This is a genomic window from Streptomyces spororaveus, from assembly GCF_016755875.1.
GTDB classification, from domain to species: Bacteria; Actinomycetota; Actinomycetes; order Streptomycetales; family Streptomycetaceae; genus Streptomyces; species Streptomyces spororaveus.
In genome coordinates this window covers 3,943,142-3,958,421 of sequence record NZ_BNED01000005.1, presented here as the reverse complement: position 1 = coordinate 3,958,421, position 15,280 = coordinate 3,943,142, and the positions used below count along the sequence as shown (strand labels likewise).

Genomic DNA, 15,280 nt, shown 5'->3' with positions numbered 1-15,280 from the left:
TTGTCCATGAGTGACGACAGCGAGGACACGGAACGTACGAAGCGGCTGGTCGCGGCGTGGCGCGGGGCGGAGCGGAGGCTGTCCCGCAGCCTGCTGGAACCCACGGTGGGGGAGCTGCTCGGCTCGCTCGCCGGAGCCCCGTACGACATGGACGGGCCGGCCGACGTCTACGGCGACGGGGTCGTCGCCGAACTGGAGCGCAAGGTCGCCGGACTGCTGGGGACCGAGGACGCGGCGTTCTTCCCCAGCGGCACGATGGCGCAGCAGATCGCGCTGCGCTGCTGGGCGGGCCGGACCGGGAACCCGGTGGTGGCCCTGCACCCGATGAGCCATCCGGAGCGGTGGGAGGGGGACGCCCTGTCGGCCGTCTCCGGACTGCGGGTCGCGCACCCGACGACCGAGGCCCGCCAGCCGTCGGCCGCGGACGTCGAGGCCCTCCGGGAGCCCTTCGGCACGCTGATGGTGGAGCTGCCCCTGCGGGACGCGGGCTTCCTGCTGCCCACCTGGGAGGAGCTGGAGGCGCTCACCGAGGCGGCCCGGGAGCGGGAGGCGGTCGTCCACTTCGACGGGGCCCGGCTGTGGGAGTCCACCGTCCACTTCGGCCGCACCCTGCCCGAGATCGCGGGCCTGGCGGACTCGGTCTACGTCTCGTTCTACAAATCGCTCGGGGGCCTGAGCGGGGCGGCCCTGGCGGGGCCGCGGGGGTTCGTGGAGGAGACCCGGGTCTGGCGGCACCGCTACGGCGGCCAGGTCTTCCGGCAGTTCCCGCAGGCCCTCTCGGCGCTGGCCGGGCTGGAACGGGAACTGCCCCGGCTGCCGTCGTACGTGGCCCAGGCGCGGACGGTGGCCCGGGCGCTGCGCTCGGCGTTCGCGGACTCGGGGGTGCCGTGGGCCCGGATCAATCCGGAGGAGCCGCACACCCACCAGTTCCAGGTGTGGCTCCCGTACGAGCCGGACCGGCTGACGGAGGCGGGCCTGCGGCAGGCCGAGGAGACGGGCACGGTCCTCTTCCGCCGCTGGTCCGCCGACGGCCCGCCGGGCCTGGCGGTGACCGAACTGGAGATCACCGAGCCCGGCCTGTCCTGGACGGAGTCCGACGTCCACGAAGCGGTCTCGGCCTTCGTGGCCCGCATTTAGGGGGTGCGAGTCCAGCCCCGCCAGGCGTTTGAGGCGCGGGGTCCGGGGCGCGGCCGCGGGAAACGGCGACGGGGCGGGGCGGGGAGAGGACCAGCTCAGCGGTACCCGCACCGCCCCCCGGAAGGCAAGGGCGAAACGCCGAATTCCCGAAAGCCGCCGGCGCGGCCCGGCCGCGGAGTTACCGTCATTGACGGCAATTACCGGCCACCGTGCCCGGAGGAGACACCATGACCGCTCAGCCCGTGTGGCGGAAGTCCTCGTTCTGCAGTGAGGGCGACGCCTGCGTCTACGTCGCCACCGCCCCCGGAGCCCTCGTCAAGGTCGCCGACCGCGCCGACCCCGCCCACCTCGTGCTCGCCACCACCCAGGCCGCCTGGGCGGATTTCCTGCGCGCGGTGAAAGAGACCGGCTGAGGGACCCGCCGAGCGCGCCGCGCCCACGCTGAGGGGATTTTGTCCGATTAGCGCGTATCTTCGGCCCATGCCCACGCCCTACGGATCCTGCGGCGGCATGGCGTTCAGCGCCGCTGAGCTGCACCTGCTCAGGCGCCTCCTCGCCCACGCCCTTCAGTCCTCCTCGGCCCCCCTGGCGGCCGAGGAGGTCCAGGACTGCCTGCGCCTCGCGCAGTCGGTGGACGACGCGGTCCAGGAGGCGGGCCGGCTCAGAGCGTTCCTCCTCGCGGACCTCGCCCGCTACCGCGGCGCCCTGCCCGGCAGTCTCTCCGGCTACCTGGAGCTGCTGCAGGACGCACTGGCCGCCGGGTACGAACCGGAGCCCGACGACCTCGCCGCCCTGCGCGCGCTCCGCGCCAATCCGGTCGCCGCCGCACTGCTGGAACGGGCCCGCGCGGTCGCGGAGCGCTCCGTACGGCGGCGGCTGTCGACCGCCCCCGCGCCCCGGACCCGGCTGCTGGCCCTGGCCGGCGGCAAGGAGAAGGACGACCAGCCGGCCCGTCCGGCACCGCACCCCAAGGAGCCGCCGCGCCCGGAGCGGCCCATCCCGACCCCCGGTGAGGTGTTCCCGCCGCGCCGCAAGCCCACCCCGCCCCCGGCGGCCGGGCTGGCCGCCGGGTAGCTACGCTGTGGGGCATGGACTATGTCTCCGCGCTCGTGCCCCCCTTCGTGATGGCCGCGTTCTTCATCGCTCTCGTCGTGACGATCGTGAAGAGCCAGGGCGGTTCCAACAAGGCCAAGGAAGACGCGGCGGTCGACGCCGTGCTCGCCCGGGCCGAAGCCGCCCAGCAGCAGAAGTAACCCCTCCGGGCGTGCGGCCTCACCGGCTGCGCGCCCGATTTTGTTGCGCGTTGCCGAGTGAATAGTCGGGCAATTCCGCACAAGCCGCACTATCGTGCTGGTGTGCCTCGCCCCTTGGGAGAACTCGAAGACGCCGTCATGACACGGGTGTGGCAGTGGAACCGCCCGGTCACCGTGCGAGAAGTACTGGAAGACCTCCAGCAGGAACGGTCCATCGCGTACACCACGGTCATGACCGTTATGGACAATCTCCATCAGAAGGGCTGGGTCCGCCGGGAAGCCGAAGGCCGCGCCTATCGATATACGGCGGTCTCCACCCGCGCCGCCTACTCGGCCGCACTGATGAACGAAGCCTGGTCGACGAGCGACAACCCCGCGGCCGCCCTCGTGGCCTTCTTCGGCATGATGTCCGCGGAACAGCGGGAAGCCCTCCGGGACGCCGTGCGCGTCGTCCAGTACGACGACGGGTCGGGCGCCGACGCCGCCCCCGAACCTCCCGCTCCGCCCGTGGCCGAGGGGGAGTCCGGCGAGCACCCGCAGGAGCCGGGGCGATAACGTCCGCAGCCATGGGAGAGTTTTCCACTGCACATGCAGAAACAGTGACGATCCGCCGTGCCCGGACGCGTGATGTTCCCGCGCTGCGCCGCCTCCTCGACCAGTACGTGCAGCAGCGGATCCTGCTCGACAAAGCTCCGGTCGTGCTTTACGAGGACATCCAGGAGTTCTGGGTCGCGGAACGCGAGTCCGACGGACAGGTCGTCGGCTGCGGCGCTCTCCACGTGATGTGGGAAGACCTTGCCGAAGTACGCACTCTCGCCGTCGACCGGGGCTTGAAGGGTGCCGGAGTCGGGCATCAGGTGCTGGAGCAGTTGTTGCGCACGGCCCGAACCCTCGGGGTGAGCCGGGTTTTCTGCCTGACCTTCGAAGTCGAGTTCTTCGCGAAGCACGGCTTCGTCGAGATCGGCGAGACCCCGGTCAAGACCGATGTCTACATGGAGCTGCTGCGTTCCTATGACGAGGGTGTCGCCGAGTTCCTCGGTCTCGAACGAGTGAAGCCGAACACCTTGGGCAACAGTCGGATGCTTCTGCACCTCTGATCGATGGCCTCAGCTTTTCCGGCCCTCCGCGCACCTGTGGCCTATGTCCGAATCGCGTACGTTTCCCGCCCTGTTGCGGTCTCGAACCTCTCCCCGGGGGTTTGTGTTTTCCAGGCAAAAGCGGTTTCCTTTCCGCGTACTGCTTTTCGATGAAAGGAAATCCCGGTGGCACAGAAGGTTCAGGTCCTTCTTGTCGACGACCTCGACGGTGGCGAGGCGGACGAGACGGTGACGTTCGCTCTGGATGGCAAGACCTACGAGATCGACCTCACCACCGCCAACGCTGAAAAGCTCCGCGGTCTGCTCGACCCGTACACCAAGGGCGGCCGCCGCACCGGTGGCCGCGCGTCCGCCGGTCGCGCCAAGGGCCGCACGGCGGCGGCGTCCGGCAACCCGGACACCGCCGAGATCCGCGCCTGGGCGAAGTCCCAGGGCATGAGCGTCAACGACCGCGGTCGCGTGCCGCAGGACATCCGCGACGCCTACGAGAACCGGGGCTGACCCGTCAGGGACTGACCCGGCCGGCCCGTGAGGGAGGCCCGGCCACGGCGCTCCGCAGGGGCGTACGGCGCCGGAGCCGCGCGCGGTGGCATTCCGTCGCCGCCGCGGAGACCAGGCGCACGAGATCGGGCCCGGCGCTCACCCGCCCGGGACCGGCACCCTGTCCCGGACCGGACAGGGCAGGCAGAACTGCCTCGCACCCCTGCTCGGGGGGCCGTAGCCACACGGCGGCCCCCCGGGGACTCCCGTCCCGTACGGAATGTCCCGGCGGCAGCGGTGCGGTGATCCGGCCGCCCGCACCCAGGGCGGTGAGATCGAGGGCGACTCCGCCCCACTCCAGCCAGTCGAGCAGCCCGTCCAGCTCCTCCGCGCTCCCCGCGGCCACCAGGAACCGCATCCGGCGCCCCATCAGGGCCACCGGGCCGGTGTCGACGGGCCTGCGCAGCAGCGCGGCCCCCGCGTCGGACGGCAGCTCCAGCACGTCGAACCGGACCCCGGTCGCGAGCTGGGCGGGCGGCCCGCCCGTCACGGTCCAGCCGAGCACTCTCCGGTACCAGGAGGCGCACGCGTCCTCCTCGGGCGCCGGGCGGGACGGCGGCACGGTCAACGGGGCGAACGGCGGAAGGGTCACGGCCATGTCCGGAGCAACTTCCGAAACGCCCCGGGGTTACGCTCGATGTGACACACCGCACTCACCGCCGTGCGGAACGTAAACATCCGTGCAGTACGGAGTCCACATTCGGGACGCAACTGTGTTCGCCCTTAGCGGAGGGAACCGGTGCCACCGGCATGGAGTGTCAGTCCTTACGGGTAAGACATTCCTAGTGGATCGGGGCGACACGCTGATTTGACGGGCCTCCGTTCGCCGTCGGCGTACACGCATGACGGGTATCTGCCTGGCCTGCGGGAACATCGTCTCGCACCATCGAGTTGGAGCAGTTGTCGGCTCTTCAAGCCGGTTTTCCCGCTGATGCAGGGGTGAGCCGCAGACGGATGTCGGCAGTTGGAATGAGCTGTCCCGCCCCGCGGGACTAGCATGCGGAAGGACAGGGCGGGGACCGACCCCGAACTGCCCGACCGCTCTGAGGAGCGATAAACGATGTTCGAGAGGTTCACCGACCGCGCGCGGCGGGTTGTCGTCCTGGCTCAGGAAGAAGCCCGGATGCTCAACCACAACTACATCGGCACCGAGCACATCCTCCTGGGCTTGATCCACGAGGGTGAGGGTGTCGCCGCTAAGGCCCTGGAGAGCCTCGGGATTTCGCTCGAGGCTGTTCGCCAGCAGGTTGAGGAGATCATCGGACAGGGGCAGCAGGCCCCTTCCGGCCACATCCCCTTCACCCCGCGGGCGAAGAAGGTCCTGGAGCTTTCGCTCCGAGAGGCCCTCCAGCTCGGCCACAACTACATCGGCACCGAGCACATCCTGCTCGGCCTGATCCGCGAGGGCGAGGGCGTCGCCGCCCAGGTCCTCGTGAAGCTGGGCGCCGATCTCAACCGAGTCCGGCAGCAGGTCATCCAGCTGCTCTCCGGCTACACCGGTGGAGGCAAGGAGTCGGCCACGGCCGGCGGCCCGGCCGAGGGCACGCCCTCGACCTCGCTCGTCCTGGACCAGTTCGGCCGCAACCTCACCCAGGCGGCCCGCGAATCCAAGCTCGACCCGGTCATCGGGCGCGAGAAGGAGATCGAGCGGGTCATGCAGGTGCTGTCCCGCCGTACGAAGAACAACCCGGTCCTCATCGGCGAGCCCGGCGTCGGCAAGACCGCCGTCGTCGAGGGCCTGGCCCAGGCGATCGTCAAGGGCGAGGTTCCCGAGACGCTCAAGGACAAGCACCTCTACACGCTCGACCTCGGCGCCCTGGTCGCGGGTTCCCGCTACCGCGGTGACTTCGAGGAGCGCCTGAAGAAGGTGCTCAAGGAGATCCGCACCCGCGGCGACATCATCCTGTTCATCGACGAGCTCCACACCCTCGTGGGTGCGGGCGCCGCCGAGGGCGCGATCGACGCCGCCAGCATCCTCAAGCCCATGCTGGCCCGTGGTGAGCTCCAGACCATCGGTGCCACGACGCTCGACGAGTACCGCAAGCACCTTGAGAAGGACGCGGCCCTTGAGCGCCGCTTCCAGCCGATCCAGGTGGCGGAGCCTTCCCTCCCCCACACGATCGAGATCCTCAAGGGCCTGCGCGACCGCTACGAGGCCCACCACCGCGTCTCCATCACGGACGAGGCCCTCGTCCAGGCGGCGACGCTGGCGGACCGGTACATCTCGGACCGCTTCCTCCCGGACAAGGCGATCGACCTGATCGACGAGGCCGGCTCCCGGATGCGCATCCGCCGGATGACCGCACCGCCGGACCTCCGCGAGTTCGACGAGAAGATCGCGGGCGTGCGCCGCGACAAGGAGTCGGCCATCGACTCCCAGGACTTCGAGAAGGCAGCCTCCCTCCGCGACAAGGAGAAGCAGCTGCTGGCGGCGAAGACCAAGCGCGAGAAGGAATGGAAGGCCGGCGACATGGACGTCGTCGCCGAGGTCGACGGCGAGCTCATCGCCGAAGTCCTCGCGACCGCGACCGGCATTCCCGTCTTCAAGCTCACCGAGGAGGAGTCCTCGCGACTGCTCCGCATGGAAGACGAGCTCCACCGTCGGGTCATCGGCCAGAAGGACGCCATCAAGGCGCTCTCCCAGGCGATCCGCCGTACCCGTGCGGGCCTGAAGGACCCGAAGCGCCCGGGTGGCTCGTTCATCTTCGCCGGTCCGTCCGGTGTCGGTAAGACCGAGCTCTCGAAGACGCTCGCCGAATTCCTCTTCGGCGACGAGGACGCACTGATCTCCCTCGACATGTCGGAGTTCAGCGAGAAGCACACGGTTTCCCGTCTCTTCGGTTCGCCCCCCGGCTACGTGGGCTACGAAGAGGGCGGCCAGCTCACCGAGAAGGTGCGCCGCAAGCCGTTCTCCGTCGTCCTCTTCGACGAGGTCGAGAAGGCCCACCCGGATATCTTCAATTCCCTTCTCCAGATCCTGGAGGACGGTCGCCTGACCGACTCCCAGGGCCGGGTCGTGGACTTCAAGAACACGGTCATCATCATGACGACCAACCTGGGTACCCGGGACATCTCGAAGGGCTTCAACCTGGGCTTCGCGGCCCAGGGCGACACCAAGACCGGATACGACCGGATGAAGGCGAAGGTCAACGAAGAGCTCAAGCAGCACTTCCGGCCCGAGTTCCTCAACCGTGTCGACGACACGGTCGTCTTCCACCAGCTCACCGAGGAAGACATCATCCAGATCGTCGACCTCATGATCGCCAAGGTCGACGAGCGCCTCAAGGACCGCGACATGGGCATCGAGCTGAGCGGTGACGCGAAGCTCCTGCTCGCCAAGCGCGGCTACGACCCGATCCTGGGTGCCCGGCCGCTGCGCCGGACCATCCAGCGCGAGATCGAGGACATCCTGTCGGAGAAGATCCTCTTCGGCGAGCTGCGCCCCGGTCACATCGTGGTCGTCGGCAAGGAGGGTGAGGGCGAGAACGCCAAGTTCACCTTCCGCGGCGAGGAGAAGTCGGCTCTGCCGGACCTCCCCCCGATCGAGGCCACGGGCTCCGGCCCGGACCTGTCGAAGGGCGCGTAAGCGCGACTGAGCGGTAAAAGGGGCGGCCCCGGGACTTCGGTCCCGGGGCCGCCCCTTTTTCTGTCGTCAGGCCGACGGGTCACTGCTCACCCACGGGGCCGTACGGCTCCACCACGGCCCCCGGGAACCGCTCGCCCAGCCGCTCCTCCATCCCCGGCGCCAGCGTCCGGTCCCCGTACAGCTGCAGGGTCCGCAGAGCCGGCAGCCGGACGTGCCGGACGAGCCCTTCCAGCGCCTCCTCCGGCACGGCGAGCTCCTCCAGCCGCTCCAGCCGCGACAGCTCCGCCCAGTCCGCCGGGCCTGCCGGCCGCCAGCGGTGGCCGAGGTTCAGGACGCGCAGCTCCGTGTGCCGGCCCAGGTCCGTCACGTCCGCCGCCGGGGTGTCCAGGACCAGGTGCACCAGACGCGCCCCGGGGGCGAGCCTCCGGGCCGACCACGGCTGCGGCGAGTACAGCTCCAGGTGGCTCAGGTGGTCCCAGGTCGCGATGGCCTCGTGCACGCCCGGGGTGCCGAAGTCCAGGTGCGCGGTCCGCAGGGGCAGGCGCCGCAGGCCGCTCACGTCGGTGGAGGGGTCGCACCGGCTGATGCGCAGCCGTTCCAGTGACGTCTGACCGCGCAGGAAGTCGAGGTCACCGAGGTTCCGGTGCCCGTCGATACTCAGCTCCGACACCCTGACGCGCGAGAACAGCTCCGACAAGGCGGGCCGGGTCACCTCACTGCCGACCACGAGGCCCGGGGGCCCGGCGAAGGCGCACAGGGCGTCGGCCTGGGTGTCCGTGCGCACGAGCAGGCCGGTCGGGGGCGGGGTGAGGCGTGCGAGCACCTCCCGGGCGTACGCGCGGGTGTCGAAGCGGCCCCACAGCGAGACCAGGGCCCGCCGGACCTCCGGCGACGACGAGTCGTGGAAGCGCGCCAGGTAGGGGATCGCCAGCTCCGAGACGGTCTCGCCGGCCGCTGTGACGGCCATCAGGGCCTCGTGATCGTCCGCCGTGCCGGGGTCGGCGAGCAGCTCCAGCACCAGCGGGCCCGTCCGGCCGAGTTCCTGCGCCTCGTCGATGTTCCGCGGCGGCAGCAGGTGCCGTACGGCGGCCTCGGCCTCGGCGCGCAGCGCGGGGTCGAGTTCCGCCGCGAACTGGAGGGAGGCGTAGGCGAGGAGCACGGACCGGTCGGTGCCCCGGTCGAGGAGGGCCCGGATGATCTCGGTGCGCTCGCGCGGCCGCCCCTGGGCGACCGCCATGCGGATGACGTCCTCCCACTGGTCGTCGTCCGAGTGCCCGGCGAGCTCGCCGACCCCGCCCTCGTCGAGGGCGGCCCGGGCGCCCAGGTAGTCCTGGAAGGTGCGGTGGACGAACTCGACGGTGTCCTCGGTGGGCGCCCGCAGCAGTCCGGTGCGTTCCAGGAAGTGCCGGTACACCAGCGGCGCCTCGCCCAGGACACGGGCGACGGGGACGGCCGGCAGCGCGCCGGCGATCAGATCCTCGGCCCGGGACCGGTCCATCTCGGTGCGGCCGTTGCGGATCAGCCAGTGGGCGAGCCGTTGGAGCAGTTGCAGCTGGGGCTCCTCGGCCAGGTCGGGCAGCCGCAGGCCCCGCTCGCGGTCGCGTCGGTGCAGCAGCATCGACAGGGCGGCCGTGTACAGCTCCTTGCGGCCGGCCGGCAGGAATCCCCGGCGCTCGCGGTGCAGGGCGCAGATCAGTCCGCACAGCAGCGGGTTGGTGGCGAGGCGCGCCAGGTCCGGTTTGGTGCGTACGGAGTCCAGCAGCAGGTCCGCGTACCCCTCCGGGGCCGCCGCGGCGGTGTGCCAGCGCTCGATGAAGGCCCCGACGTTCGCCCAGCTCATCGGTGCCAGGGTCACCTCGGTGAAGTCCTCGTCCCGGAGCCAGTCCGGGCGGACCGCCGAGGGCCGTGAGGTGACCAGCCAGCGGTTGCCGGGGTAGGCGGTCATCAGGTTCGCGAGCCAGTCCCGGGCCCGGTCGCGTTCGGCCGCCGGGATCTCGTCGACGCCGTCGACCAGCAGGAGGGCGCGGCCGTCGCGCAGGACCCGGCCCTCCCAGCCTTCGGGGGCCTCCCCGGCCAGCGGGGAGCCGGCCTGGAACTCGTGGGGCGCGGGCAGCCGCTCCCCGTGCCGGGTCAGGCTGCGCAGCGGCAGGACGAAGGGGACGGTCCCCGCGCGGGGGTCCCGGGCGGCGGAGACGGCCAGCCACTGGATCAGGGTGGTCTTCCCGGATCCGGCCTCGCCGCGCAGCAGGACGCGGTGGTGCTCGGCCGGCAGCCGTTCGGCGGGCAGGGAGTAGGGGGCGGGGAGCGCCTCGGCCCGGGTCCCGGGGGCGGCGGTGACCTCCAGGCTCACGTACGCCGCGTCCAGCGGCCAGCGGGAGGATCCCGGCTCCAGGTCCAGGCCGAAGATGGTGAGGGCGCTGTGGCGCCGGGCCAGGTAGTCCAGGTAGCGGGCCTCGAAGGCGGTGTCCCGGCCGTCCTGGCGGGGGAGGCGGGTCAGCAGTTCGTCCACCTTGGCGATGGTCTCGGCGTGCAGCCGGCTCTGCTCGACCAGGGTCGACGCCACGAAGGTGGAACGCCGGGTGAAGAAGTTCAGGATGTGCAGGCAGGCCAGGTCCACCAGGCGGGAGTGGAAGAGCTCGGCGTCCCGGGAGAGTCCGGGGTGCGGTGCGGCGGCCCGGAGCTGCCGGGCGAAGGCCTGCGGCCCGAGGCGGACGGCCTCCACGTCGGACAGGGTGAGGTCGCCCAGCGCGTACAGGGTGGCGGCGAGGGCCGCTGCCACGCCCGCCTCTTCGCCGGGCGGCAGGGGCCGCTCCCCGGGGGCCCGTAACGCCTCCTCGACCAGTCGGTCTGCGAGCCGGCGCAGGTCCGCCGCGCCGAGGCCGCGTTTCTCGCGCCAGGCCACGTAGGAGGAGATGCGGTGCGGCCGGTCCACGAGCCCCGCGCCCGCCTCTTCCTGCCGGAAGAGCTTCCTGACGAGGGGGGTCACGACCCCCGAGGCCAGCCGGATCCCCACCACCGATGCGTCCACGACGCTGGAGCCTAGTGACGTGGGTCGCAAACCGTCCTGGCTTCGGTGACAAGCCGCACAGGACATATCGGACGTACTAGGTCGTTTCGTAGATCAAACAGGACCTGCCGCGGGACCTTTGTCCCTGGAGAGAGGCGTCAACGGGACGCGTCACACGGGCGCCGCTACGAGTTCCGCTAGTAATCGGGAGGTTTGGGGAAGTACCGGGGCGCGGGTTACCAAGGATGAGCCAGCCCGGCACTCGCTCGATCGTGCCGGGTCACTTCATGCCTCCGACAGGTGTGAAGCCCCCTGTCCCCGGCCCCGGAGGTCTGCACATGTTCGCGAAGCGCGTCTACACCCGTCGTACCCGTATCGCTGTCGGCACCACCGCTCTCGGTGCGGTGCTGGCCCTCGGGGCGGGCACGACCGCCGCGTTCGCAGACGCCCCGCAGACCGCCGTCACCGCCAAGGCCGCCGGCGCCGCCGGTGCCGCGGGCGCCTCGAAGACCGGTCTCTGGGACAAGCCGCTGGAGAAGTACACGCTGTCCGCGACCTTCGGCAAGGGCGGCACCATGTGGTCCCACAAGCACTCCGGCCAGGACTTCGCCGTTCCGGTCGGTACCCCGGTCAAGGCCGCGGCCGCCGGCGTGGTCGTCAAGGCGGGCCCCAACGGCGGCGGCGACGGCCCCGCGTACGGCAACGCCATCGTGATCAAGCACGCGAACAACACGTACTCGCAGTACGCGCACCTCTCGAAGATCCAGGTCCGGATCGGCCAGAAGGTCAACGCCTCGCAGCGGATCGCCCTGTCCGGCAACACCGGCAACTCCAGCGGCCCGCACCTGCACTTCGAGATCCGCACCACCCCGAACTACGGCTCCGCCGTCAACCCGGTGGCCTTCCTGCGCACCAACGGCGTCCGCGTCTGACCCGTGCCGCCCGCGGCACCCGCAGTACTCGCAGTACCCGCAGCACCCACGGCATCCGCCGCGGGTGCTGCACCCGTTGTACCGGCCGGCCCGCCCTGCTCACCGGTCAGGTGAGCAGCCAGGCATGGGTCGGCTTCGGCGACGGCTCGAGCTTTCCCTCCTTGTAGGCGGCGGCCTGCTCCGCCGTGAAGGCCATGTCGTAGGTCTTGAGGCTGTGCAGGGCGCCCTGCCAGGGACCGGTCCAGATGTTGTGGTGCTTGGAGCGGCCGAGCTGGAGCGGACCGGGGGCCTGCCAGATGGGCGGCACCGGGGTCTCGCCGGCCTTCTGGCCGTCGACGTAGAGCGCGATGGCCTTCTTCTCGGCGTCGTAGGTGGCCATCAGCAAGGTGGGCGTCTTCACCATGTTGAGCCCCTCGGCGGTGACCGTCCGCGTGGTGGCGGCGGCGCCCTTGTCGCCGGTCTGCACGCGGAAGATCCAGGCCTGCTTGCCGTTCACCTCGTTCACGCCCAGCTCGAAGGAGAAGGACTCCCCGTCGCCCTGGCTCATGATGATCCGCGAGCCCTTGGCGGCGGAGTTGTAGGCGCGGGCCGTGACGGTGAAGCTCTTGGTCACGTCCACGACCGGCTCGGCGGACTGCGCCCACGAGTTCCCGGTGCCCTTGCCGATGACCTGGAAGCGCTTGCCCAGTGGGCCGACCTTGAGGTCGGGGCCCAGCCGGATGCCCATGCTGCCGTAGCTGTCGCGCAGCAGGGTGTCGTCGCCCGCGACGGTCGCCGTGTAGGCGGCGGGCCCCTTCGCGTCCTCCGGCTCGGGCGAGGCGGAGGCCGAGTTCGAGGGCTGGGCGTCCTGTCCGTCGTCGTCGTTGCCCAGCAGGAAGAACGTTCCGCCGCCGGCCAGCAGCGCCAGTACGGTCACCCCGCCGCCCAGCATCCACAGCCGCTTCTTGCGCCGCTCGGCCGCCGAGCGGTCGGCCATGGCCTCCCAGTCCGGCTGCTGCGACGCCCCGGCCAGGTCCGGACCGGCCAGCCTCGTGAAGCCCGGCTGGGCCGGGGGCCACTGTCCGCCGCCCGCGTCCTGGGGGTAACTGCCCGTGTCCTGCGGGTAACCCCCCGCGTCCTGCGGGTAACCGCCGCCCGCATCCTGGTAACCGCCGCCCGCGTCCTGCTGGTACGGGTTGGGCTGCTGTCCCGCCTGCGGGTAGCCGTAGCCGCCCGCCGGGGTCGGGTAGCCGTAGCCGTCCTGCGCGGGCGGTCCCGGCGGGAACCCGTATCCGCCGCTCCCCGGGGCGGGCTCGGGCTGCGGGTGGCTCGGGGGATTCGTACCGTCGGTCATGCCACGGATGCTAAGTCACCGGCCTCCGGGCGGATACGGCCCGGTACCCGTCCCGCCCGACCCGCCCCGGTTCAGCCCTGCGGCAGCGTGAGGATCGGGAAGCTGCCCGTCGCCGTCGGAGCGTGCTCCGGCAGCCACAGGACCGCCACCGCGCCCGCCGCCGCGCCCGCGCGCTCCGAGCCGCCCCGGGCGGCCACGTTACGGAAGGTCAGCCGGGCGCCCAGCACGCGCGCCTGGCCCTCCGCGATGGTCAGCCCCAGTCCGTGCCCCACACCCGCGCGGTCCGTCGACCCGGTGCGGAAGCGGCTCGGCCCCTCGCGCAGCAGTGCCTCCGGGAAGCCCGGCCCGTGGTCCCGGACCCGGACGACCCGGCCCTCGACGTCGACCTGGATCGGCGGCTGCCCGTACCGGGCGGCATTGGCCAGCAGGTTCCCCAGGATCCGCTCCAGGCGGCGCGGGTCGGTGCTGACGATCTCGTCCGCGACGACCCGTACGGTCGCCTCCGGCATCAGCGACGTCACGCGCCGGCTCACGAACTCGCCCAGCGCCACGTCCTGGAGCTCGGCCCGCTCCGACGCGCTGTCCAGCCGGGCCACCTCCAGTACGTCCTCGACCAGCGCGCGCAGGGCCTGGGCCCGGTCCCGCACCAGCTCCGTCGGCCGCCCCGGAGGCAGCAGTTCCGCCGCCGTGAGCAGGCCCGTCACCGGAGTCCGCAGCTCGTGCGCGATGTCCGCGGTCACCCGCCGCTCGGCCTCCAGCCGCTGCTGGAGGGCGTCCGCCATGGCGTCCACGGCCCGCGCGAGGTCGTCGGTCTCGTCGCGTACGACACCGCCGACCGCGTCCCGTACGCGTACATCGGGATCGCCGTGCGCCACCCGCTGCGCGGCGGCCGCGGCCTTGCGCAGCCGGCGCGAGATCTGCCCGCCGATGAGCACGCCGAGCGCCGAGCCGCCGATGACGGCGGACATGCCGCCGATGACCAGGGCCCGGTCCAGGTCGGGGATCAGGTTGGCGCCCTCCCGGAACGGCGTGTGCAGCGACAGCACCTGCCCGTTCCCGAGCGGTACGGCGGCCCACACCTCGGGCAGCCCCTGCGGCCGCTCCTGGATGTAGGTCCCGCGCCGTCCCGACTGCGCCTTGTGCCGCAGTTCGGCGGGCAGTTCGGGGTCGTTGAGCTTGGCCCCCATGGGCGGCTTGCGTCCGGCGTCGACGTTGCGGGAGATGAACTGCACGCGGTCCAGTTGCACCTCGCGGGCGCTCTCCAGCATCGACACACGGGCAGCACTGTGCACCACCAGGCTGAGCGCGATCGTGACGAGGGCGCCCACGGAGGCGATGGCGACTGTGATCTTCCAGCGGATCCCCGTGCGGAGGGTGAACCGTCTCATGCCCGTCTTCTTGCGTGGAAAGTCCCGGCCCCGGCCGGGGGAGGAAAGGTGTTCTCGGCACAAGGCCTTGGAGCCGCAGGGTACCGGTGAGTGAGGTCTTGGCCAGAGCCGACCGTACCGGGGCGGTGCTCCCGCACGCGGCGGCCGCTGCCGTGCGCGCCGGTGGAGCGGGTGTCAGAGCTCAACGGGAGTCCTCCTCTCGGTCGTGTCGGTCCGTCATGAAGCGGGACATCCCGCCCGCGAGGGAGGGAAGCCCCCGGTCAGGGGAGGGGGTCAGGCCTTGAGCTTGTAGCCGAAGCCGCGGACCGTTTCGATCCGGTCCTGGCCGATCTTGGTGCGCAGCCGCTGGACGTGGACGTCCACGACGCGGGTGTCGCCGCCCCAGTCGTAGTCCCAGACCCGCTCCAGCAGCCGGTCGCGCGAGAGCACCGTGCCGGGCGCGGAGGAGAACTCCAGCAGCAGCCGCATCTCGGTCGGGGTCAGGGCCACGGCGGCGCCCGCTCTGCGGACCTCCATGCCCTCGGTGTCCACCTCCAGGTCACCGAAGGAGAGCACCCCCCGCTCGGGGTCCGAGCCGTTGTCGGCCGCGTTCGGTCCGCCGTTCTGCGGTCCGCCCGAGTGGTCGAAGCGGCGCAGTACCGCGCGGATCCGGGCCACGAGCACGGACCCGTCGAAGGGCTTGGTGACGTAGTCGTCGGCGCCCGCCTCCAGGCCCAGCACCACGTCGATGGAGTCGGCCCGCGCCGACAGCATGATCACCGGGACGGTGGACTCGTCGCGGATCCGGCGGCACAGGCTCACGCCGTCCATACCCGGGACCATCACGTCCAGCAGGGCGATGTCGGGCCGGTTCGCGCGGAAGGACTCCAGGCCGGACAGACCGTCGGGCATGGCCGTGACCACGAACCCGTCGCGTTCCAGCGCCAGGGTCGTGGCCTCACGGATGACGTCGTCGTCCTCGACGAACAGGACATGGGTCTCGGCCATGCGGGAGCCTCGCCTCGGTT

14 protein-coding genes are annotated in these 15,280 nt (G+C 71.4%); 9 read left to right on the top strand and 5 right to left on the bottom strand.

Features of this window, described 5'->3' with window-relative positions; genetic code table 11:
* The first annotated feature begins 6 nt into the window (after positions 1 to 6).
* The 7 genes from Sspor_RS20080 (at position 7) to Sspor_RS20050 (ending at position 3,988) form a co-directional block, all read left to right on the top strand.
* Positions 7 to 1,137 carry a threonine aldolase family protein gene (locus tag Sspor_RS20080; RefSeq protein WP_202200360.1) on the top strand — a complete coding sequence of 377 codons (1,131 nt, stop codon included), beginning with the start codon at positions 7 to 9 and terminating at the stop codon, positions 1,135 to 1,137.
* 227 nt (positions 1,138 to 1,364) lie between these two features.
* On the top strand, positions 1,365 to 1,550 hold the full coding sequence (locus Sspor_RS20075; protein WP_202200359.1) for a DUF397 domain-containing protein: 186 nt from the start codon (positions 1,365 to 1,367) through the stop codon (positions 1,548 to 1,550).
* 97 nt (positions 1,551 to 1,647) lie between these two features.
* Positions 1,648 to 2,211 (top strand): hypothetical protein, encoded by a 564-nt coding sequence (locus Sspor_RS20070; protein WP_202203755.1) that lies wholly within the window; start codon positions 1,648 to 1,650, stop codon positions 2,209 to 2,211.
* A gap of 14 nt (positions 2,212 to 2,225) precedes the next feature.
* Positions 2,226 to 2,390, top strand: coding sequence for a hypothetical protein (locus Sspor_RS20065; RefSeq protein WP_202200358.1), 165 nt, complete (start codon positions 2,226 to 2,228; stop codon positions 2,388 to 2,390).
* A 102-nt stretch (positions 2,391 to 2,492) separates the two neighbouring features.
* The gene (locus Sspor_RS20060; RefSeq protein ID WP_202200357.1) at positions 2,493 to 2,945 is read left to right on the top strand and encodes a BlaI/MecI/CopY family transcriptional regulator; all 453 of its coding nucleotides are present in this window, start codon (positions 2,493 to 2,495) and stop codon (positions 2,943 to 2,945) included.
* Between the two features lie 11 nt (positions 2,946 to 2,956).
* Complete coding sequence (locus Sspor_RS20055) at positions 2,957 to 3,487, top strand: amino-acid N-acetyltransferase (protein WP_030727070.1); 531 nt, start codon at positions 2,957 to 2,959, stop codon at positions 3,485 to 3,487.
* Between the two features lie 165 nt (positions 3,488 to 3,652).
* Positions 3,653 to 3,988 carry a histone-like nucleoid-structuring protein Lsr2 gene (locus Sspor_RS20050; protein WP_202200356.1) on the top strand — a complete coding sequence of 112 codons (336 nt, stop codon included), beginning with the start codon at positions 3,653 to 3,655 and terminating at the stop codon, positions 3,986 to 3,988.
* Positions 3,989 to 3,992: 4 nt separating this feature from the next.
* On the opposite strand, the gene Sspor_RS20045 is transcribed toward Sspor_RS20050, so the two are convergent.
* Positions 3,993 to 4,625 carry an SCO3374 family protein gene (locus tag Sspor_RS20045; protein WP_202200355.1) on the bottom strand — a complete coding sequence of 211 codons (633 nt, stop codon included), beginning with the start codon at positions 4,623 to 4,625 and terminating at the stop codon, positions 3,993 to 3,995.
* A gap of 462 nt (positions 4,626 to 5,087) precedes the next feature.
* Here Sspor_RS20045 and Sspor_RS20040 point away from each other — a divergent pair, with 462 nt between their 5' ends.
* The gene (locus tag Sspor_RS20040; protein WP_202200354.1) at positions 5,088 to 7,613 is read left to right on the top strand and encodes an ATP-dependent Clp protease ATP-binding subunit; all 2,526 of its coding nucleotides are present in this window, start codon (positions 5,088 to 5,090) and stop codon (positions 7,611 to 7,613) included.
* A 79-nt stretch (positions 7,614 to 7,692) separates the two neighbouring features.
* Here the strand turns inward: Sspor_RS20040 and Sspor_RS20035 are convergent, their stop codons facing one another.
* The gene (locus Sspor_RS20035) at positions 7,693 to 10,641 is read right to left on the bottom strand and encodes an NACHT domain-containing protein (RefSeq protein WP_237403939.1); all 2,949 of its coding nucleotides are present in this window, start codon (positions 10,639 to 10,641) and stop codon (positions 7,693 to 7,695) included.
* Between the two features lie 317 nt (positions 10,642 to 10,958).
* On the opposite strand from Sspor_RS20035, the gene Sspor_RS20030 reads away from it, so the two are divergent.
* Positions 10,959 to 11,552 (top strand): M23 family metallopeptidase, encoded by a 594-nt coding sequence (locus Sspor_RS20030; RefSeq protein WP_202200353.1) that lies wholly within the window; start codon positions 10,959 to 10,961, stop codon positions 11,550 to 11,552.
* Between the two features lie 106 nt (positions 11,553 to 11,658).
* Here the strand turns inward: Sspor_RS20030 and Sspor_RS20025 are convergent, their stop codons facing one another.
* The 3 genes from Sspor_RS20025 to cseB all read right to left on the bottom strand — a co-directional run bounded on the left by Sspor_RS20025 (position 11,659) and on the right by cseB (position 15,260).
* A complete protein-coding gene (locus tag Sspor_RS20025; RefSeq protein ID WP_202200352.1) occupies positions 11,659 to 12,885 on the bottom strand; it encodes a LamG-like jellyroll fold domain-containing protein in 1,227 nt (408 codons plus the stop codon).
* Between the two features lie 71 nt (positions 12,886 to 12,956).
* On the bottom strand, positions 12,957 to 14,273 hold the full coding sequence (gene cseC / locus Sspor_RS20020) for a two-component system sensor histidine kinase CseC (RefSeq protein ID WP_202200351.1): 1,317 nt from the start codon (positions 14,271 to 14,273) through the stop codon (positions 12,957 to 12,959).
* A gap of 273 nt (positions 14,274 to 14,546) precedes the next feature.
* Positions 14,547 to 15,260: a two-component system response regulator CseB gene (gene cseB / locus Sspor_RS20015; protein ID WP_030727090.1), complete on the bottom strand. Its 714-nt coding sequence runs from the start codon at positions 15,258 to 15,260 to the stop codon at positions 14,547 to 14,549.
* Positions 15,261 to 15,280 lie beyond the last annotated feature (20 nt).

What these genes read in the sequence shown, in the direction of transcription:
- Sspor_RS20055 (WP_030727070.1), top strand. Translation starts at nt 2,957, where the DNA reads ATGGGAGAGTTTTCCACTGCACATGCAGAAACAGTGACGATCCGCCGT.
- Sspor_RS20075 (WP_202200359.1), top strand. Translation starts at nt 1,365, where the DNA reads ATGACCGCTCAGCCCGTGTGGCGGAAGTCCTCGTTCTGCAGTGAGGGC.
- Sspor_RS20025 (WP_202200352.1), bottom strand. Translation starts at nt 12,885, where the DNA reads ATGACCGACGGTACGAATCCCCCGAGCCACCCGCAGCCCGAGCCCGCC.
- Sspor_RS20045 (WP_202200355.1), bottom strand. Translation starts at nt 4,625, where the DNA reads ATGGCCGTGACCCTTCCGCCGTTCGCCCCGTTGACCGTGCCGCCGTCC.
- Sspor_RS20070 (WP_202203755.1), top strand. Translation starts at nt 1,648, where the DNA reads ATGGCGTTCAGCGCCGCTGAGCTGCACCTGCTCAGGCGCCTCCTCGCC.
- cseB (WP_030727090.1), bottom strand. Translation starts at nt 15,260, where the DNA reads ATGGCCGAGACCCATGTCCTGTTCGTCGAGGACGACGACGTCATCCGT.
- Sspor_RS20030 (WP_202200353.1), top strand. Translation starts at nt 10,959, where the DNA reads ATGTTCGCGAAGCGCGTCTACACCCGTCGTACCCGTATCGCTGTCGGC.
- Sspor_RS20080 (WP_202200360.1), top strand. Translation starts at nt 7, where the DNA reads ATGAGTGACGACAGCGAGGACACGGAACGTACGAAGCGGCTGGTCGCG.
- Sspor_RS20065 (WP_202200358.1), top strand. Translation starts at nt 2,226, where the DNA reads ATGGACTATGTCTCCGCGCTCGTGCCCCCCTTCGTGATGGCCGCGTTC.
- cseC (WP_202200351.1), bottom strand. Translation starts at nt 14,273, where the DNA reads ATGAGACGGTTCACCCTCCGCACGGGGATCCGCTGGAAGATCACAGTC.
- Sspor_RS20040 (WP_202200354.1), top strand. Translation starts at nt 5,088, where the DNA reads ATGTTCGAGAGGTTCACCGACCGCGCGCGGCGGGTTGTCGTCCTGGCT.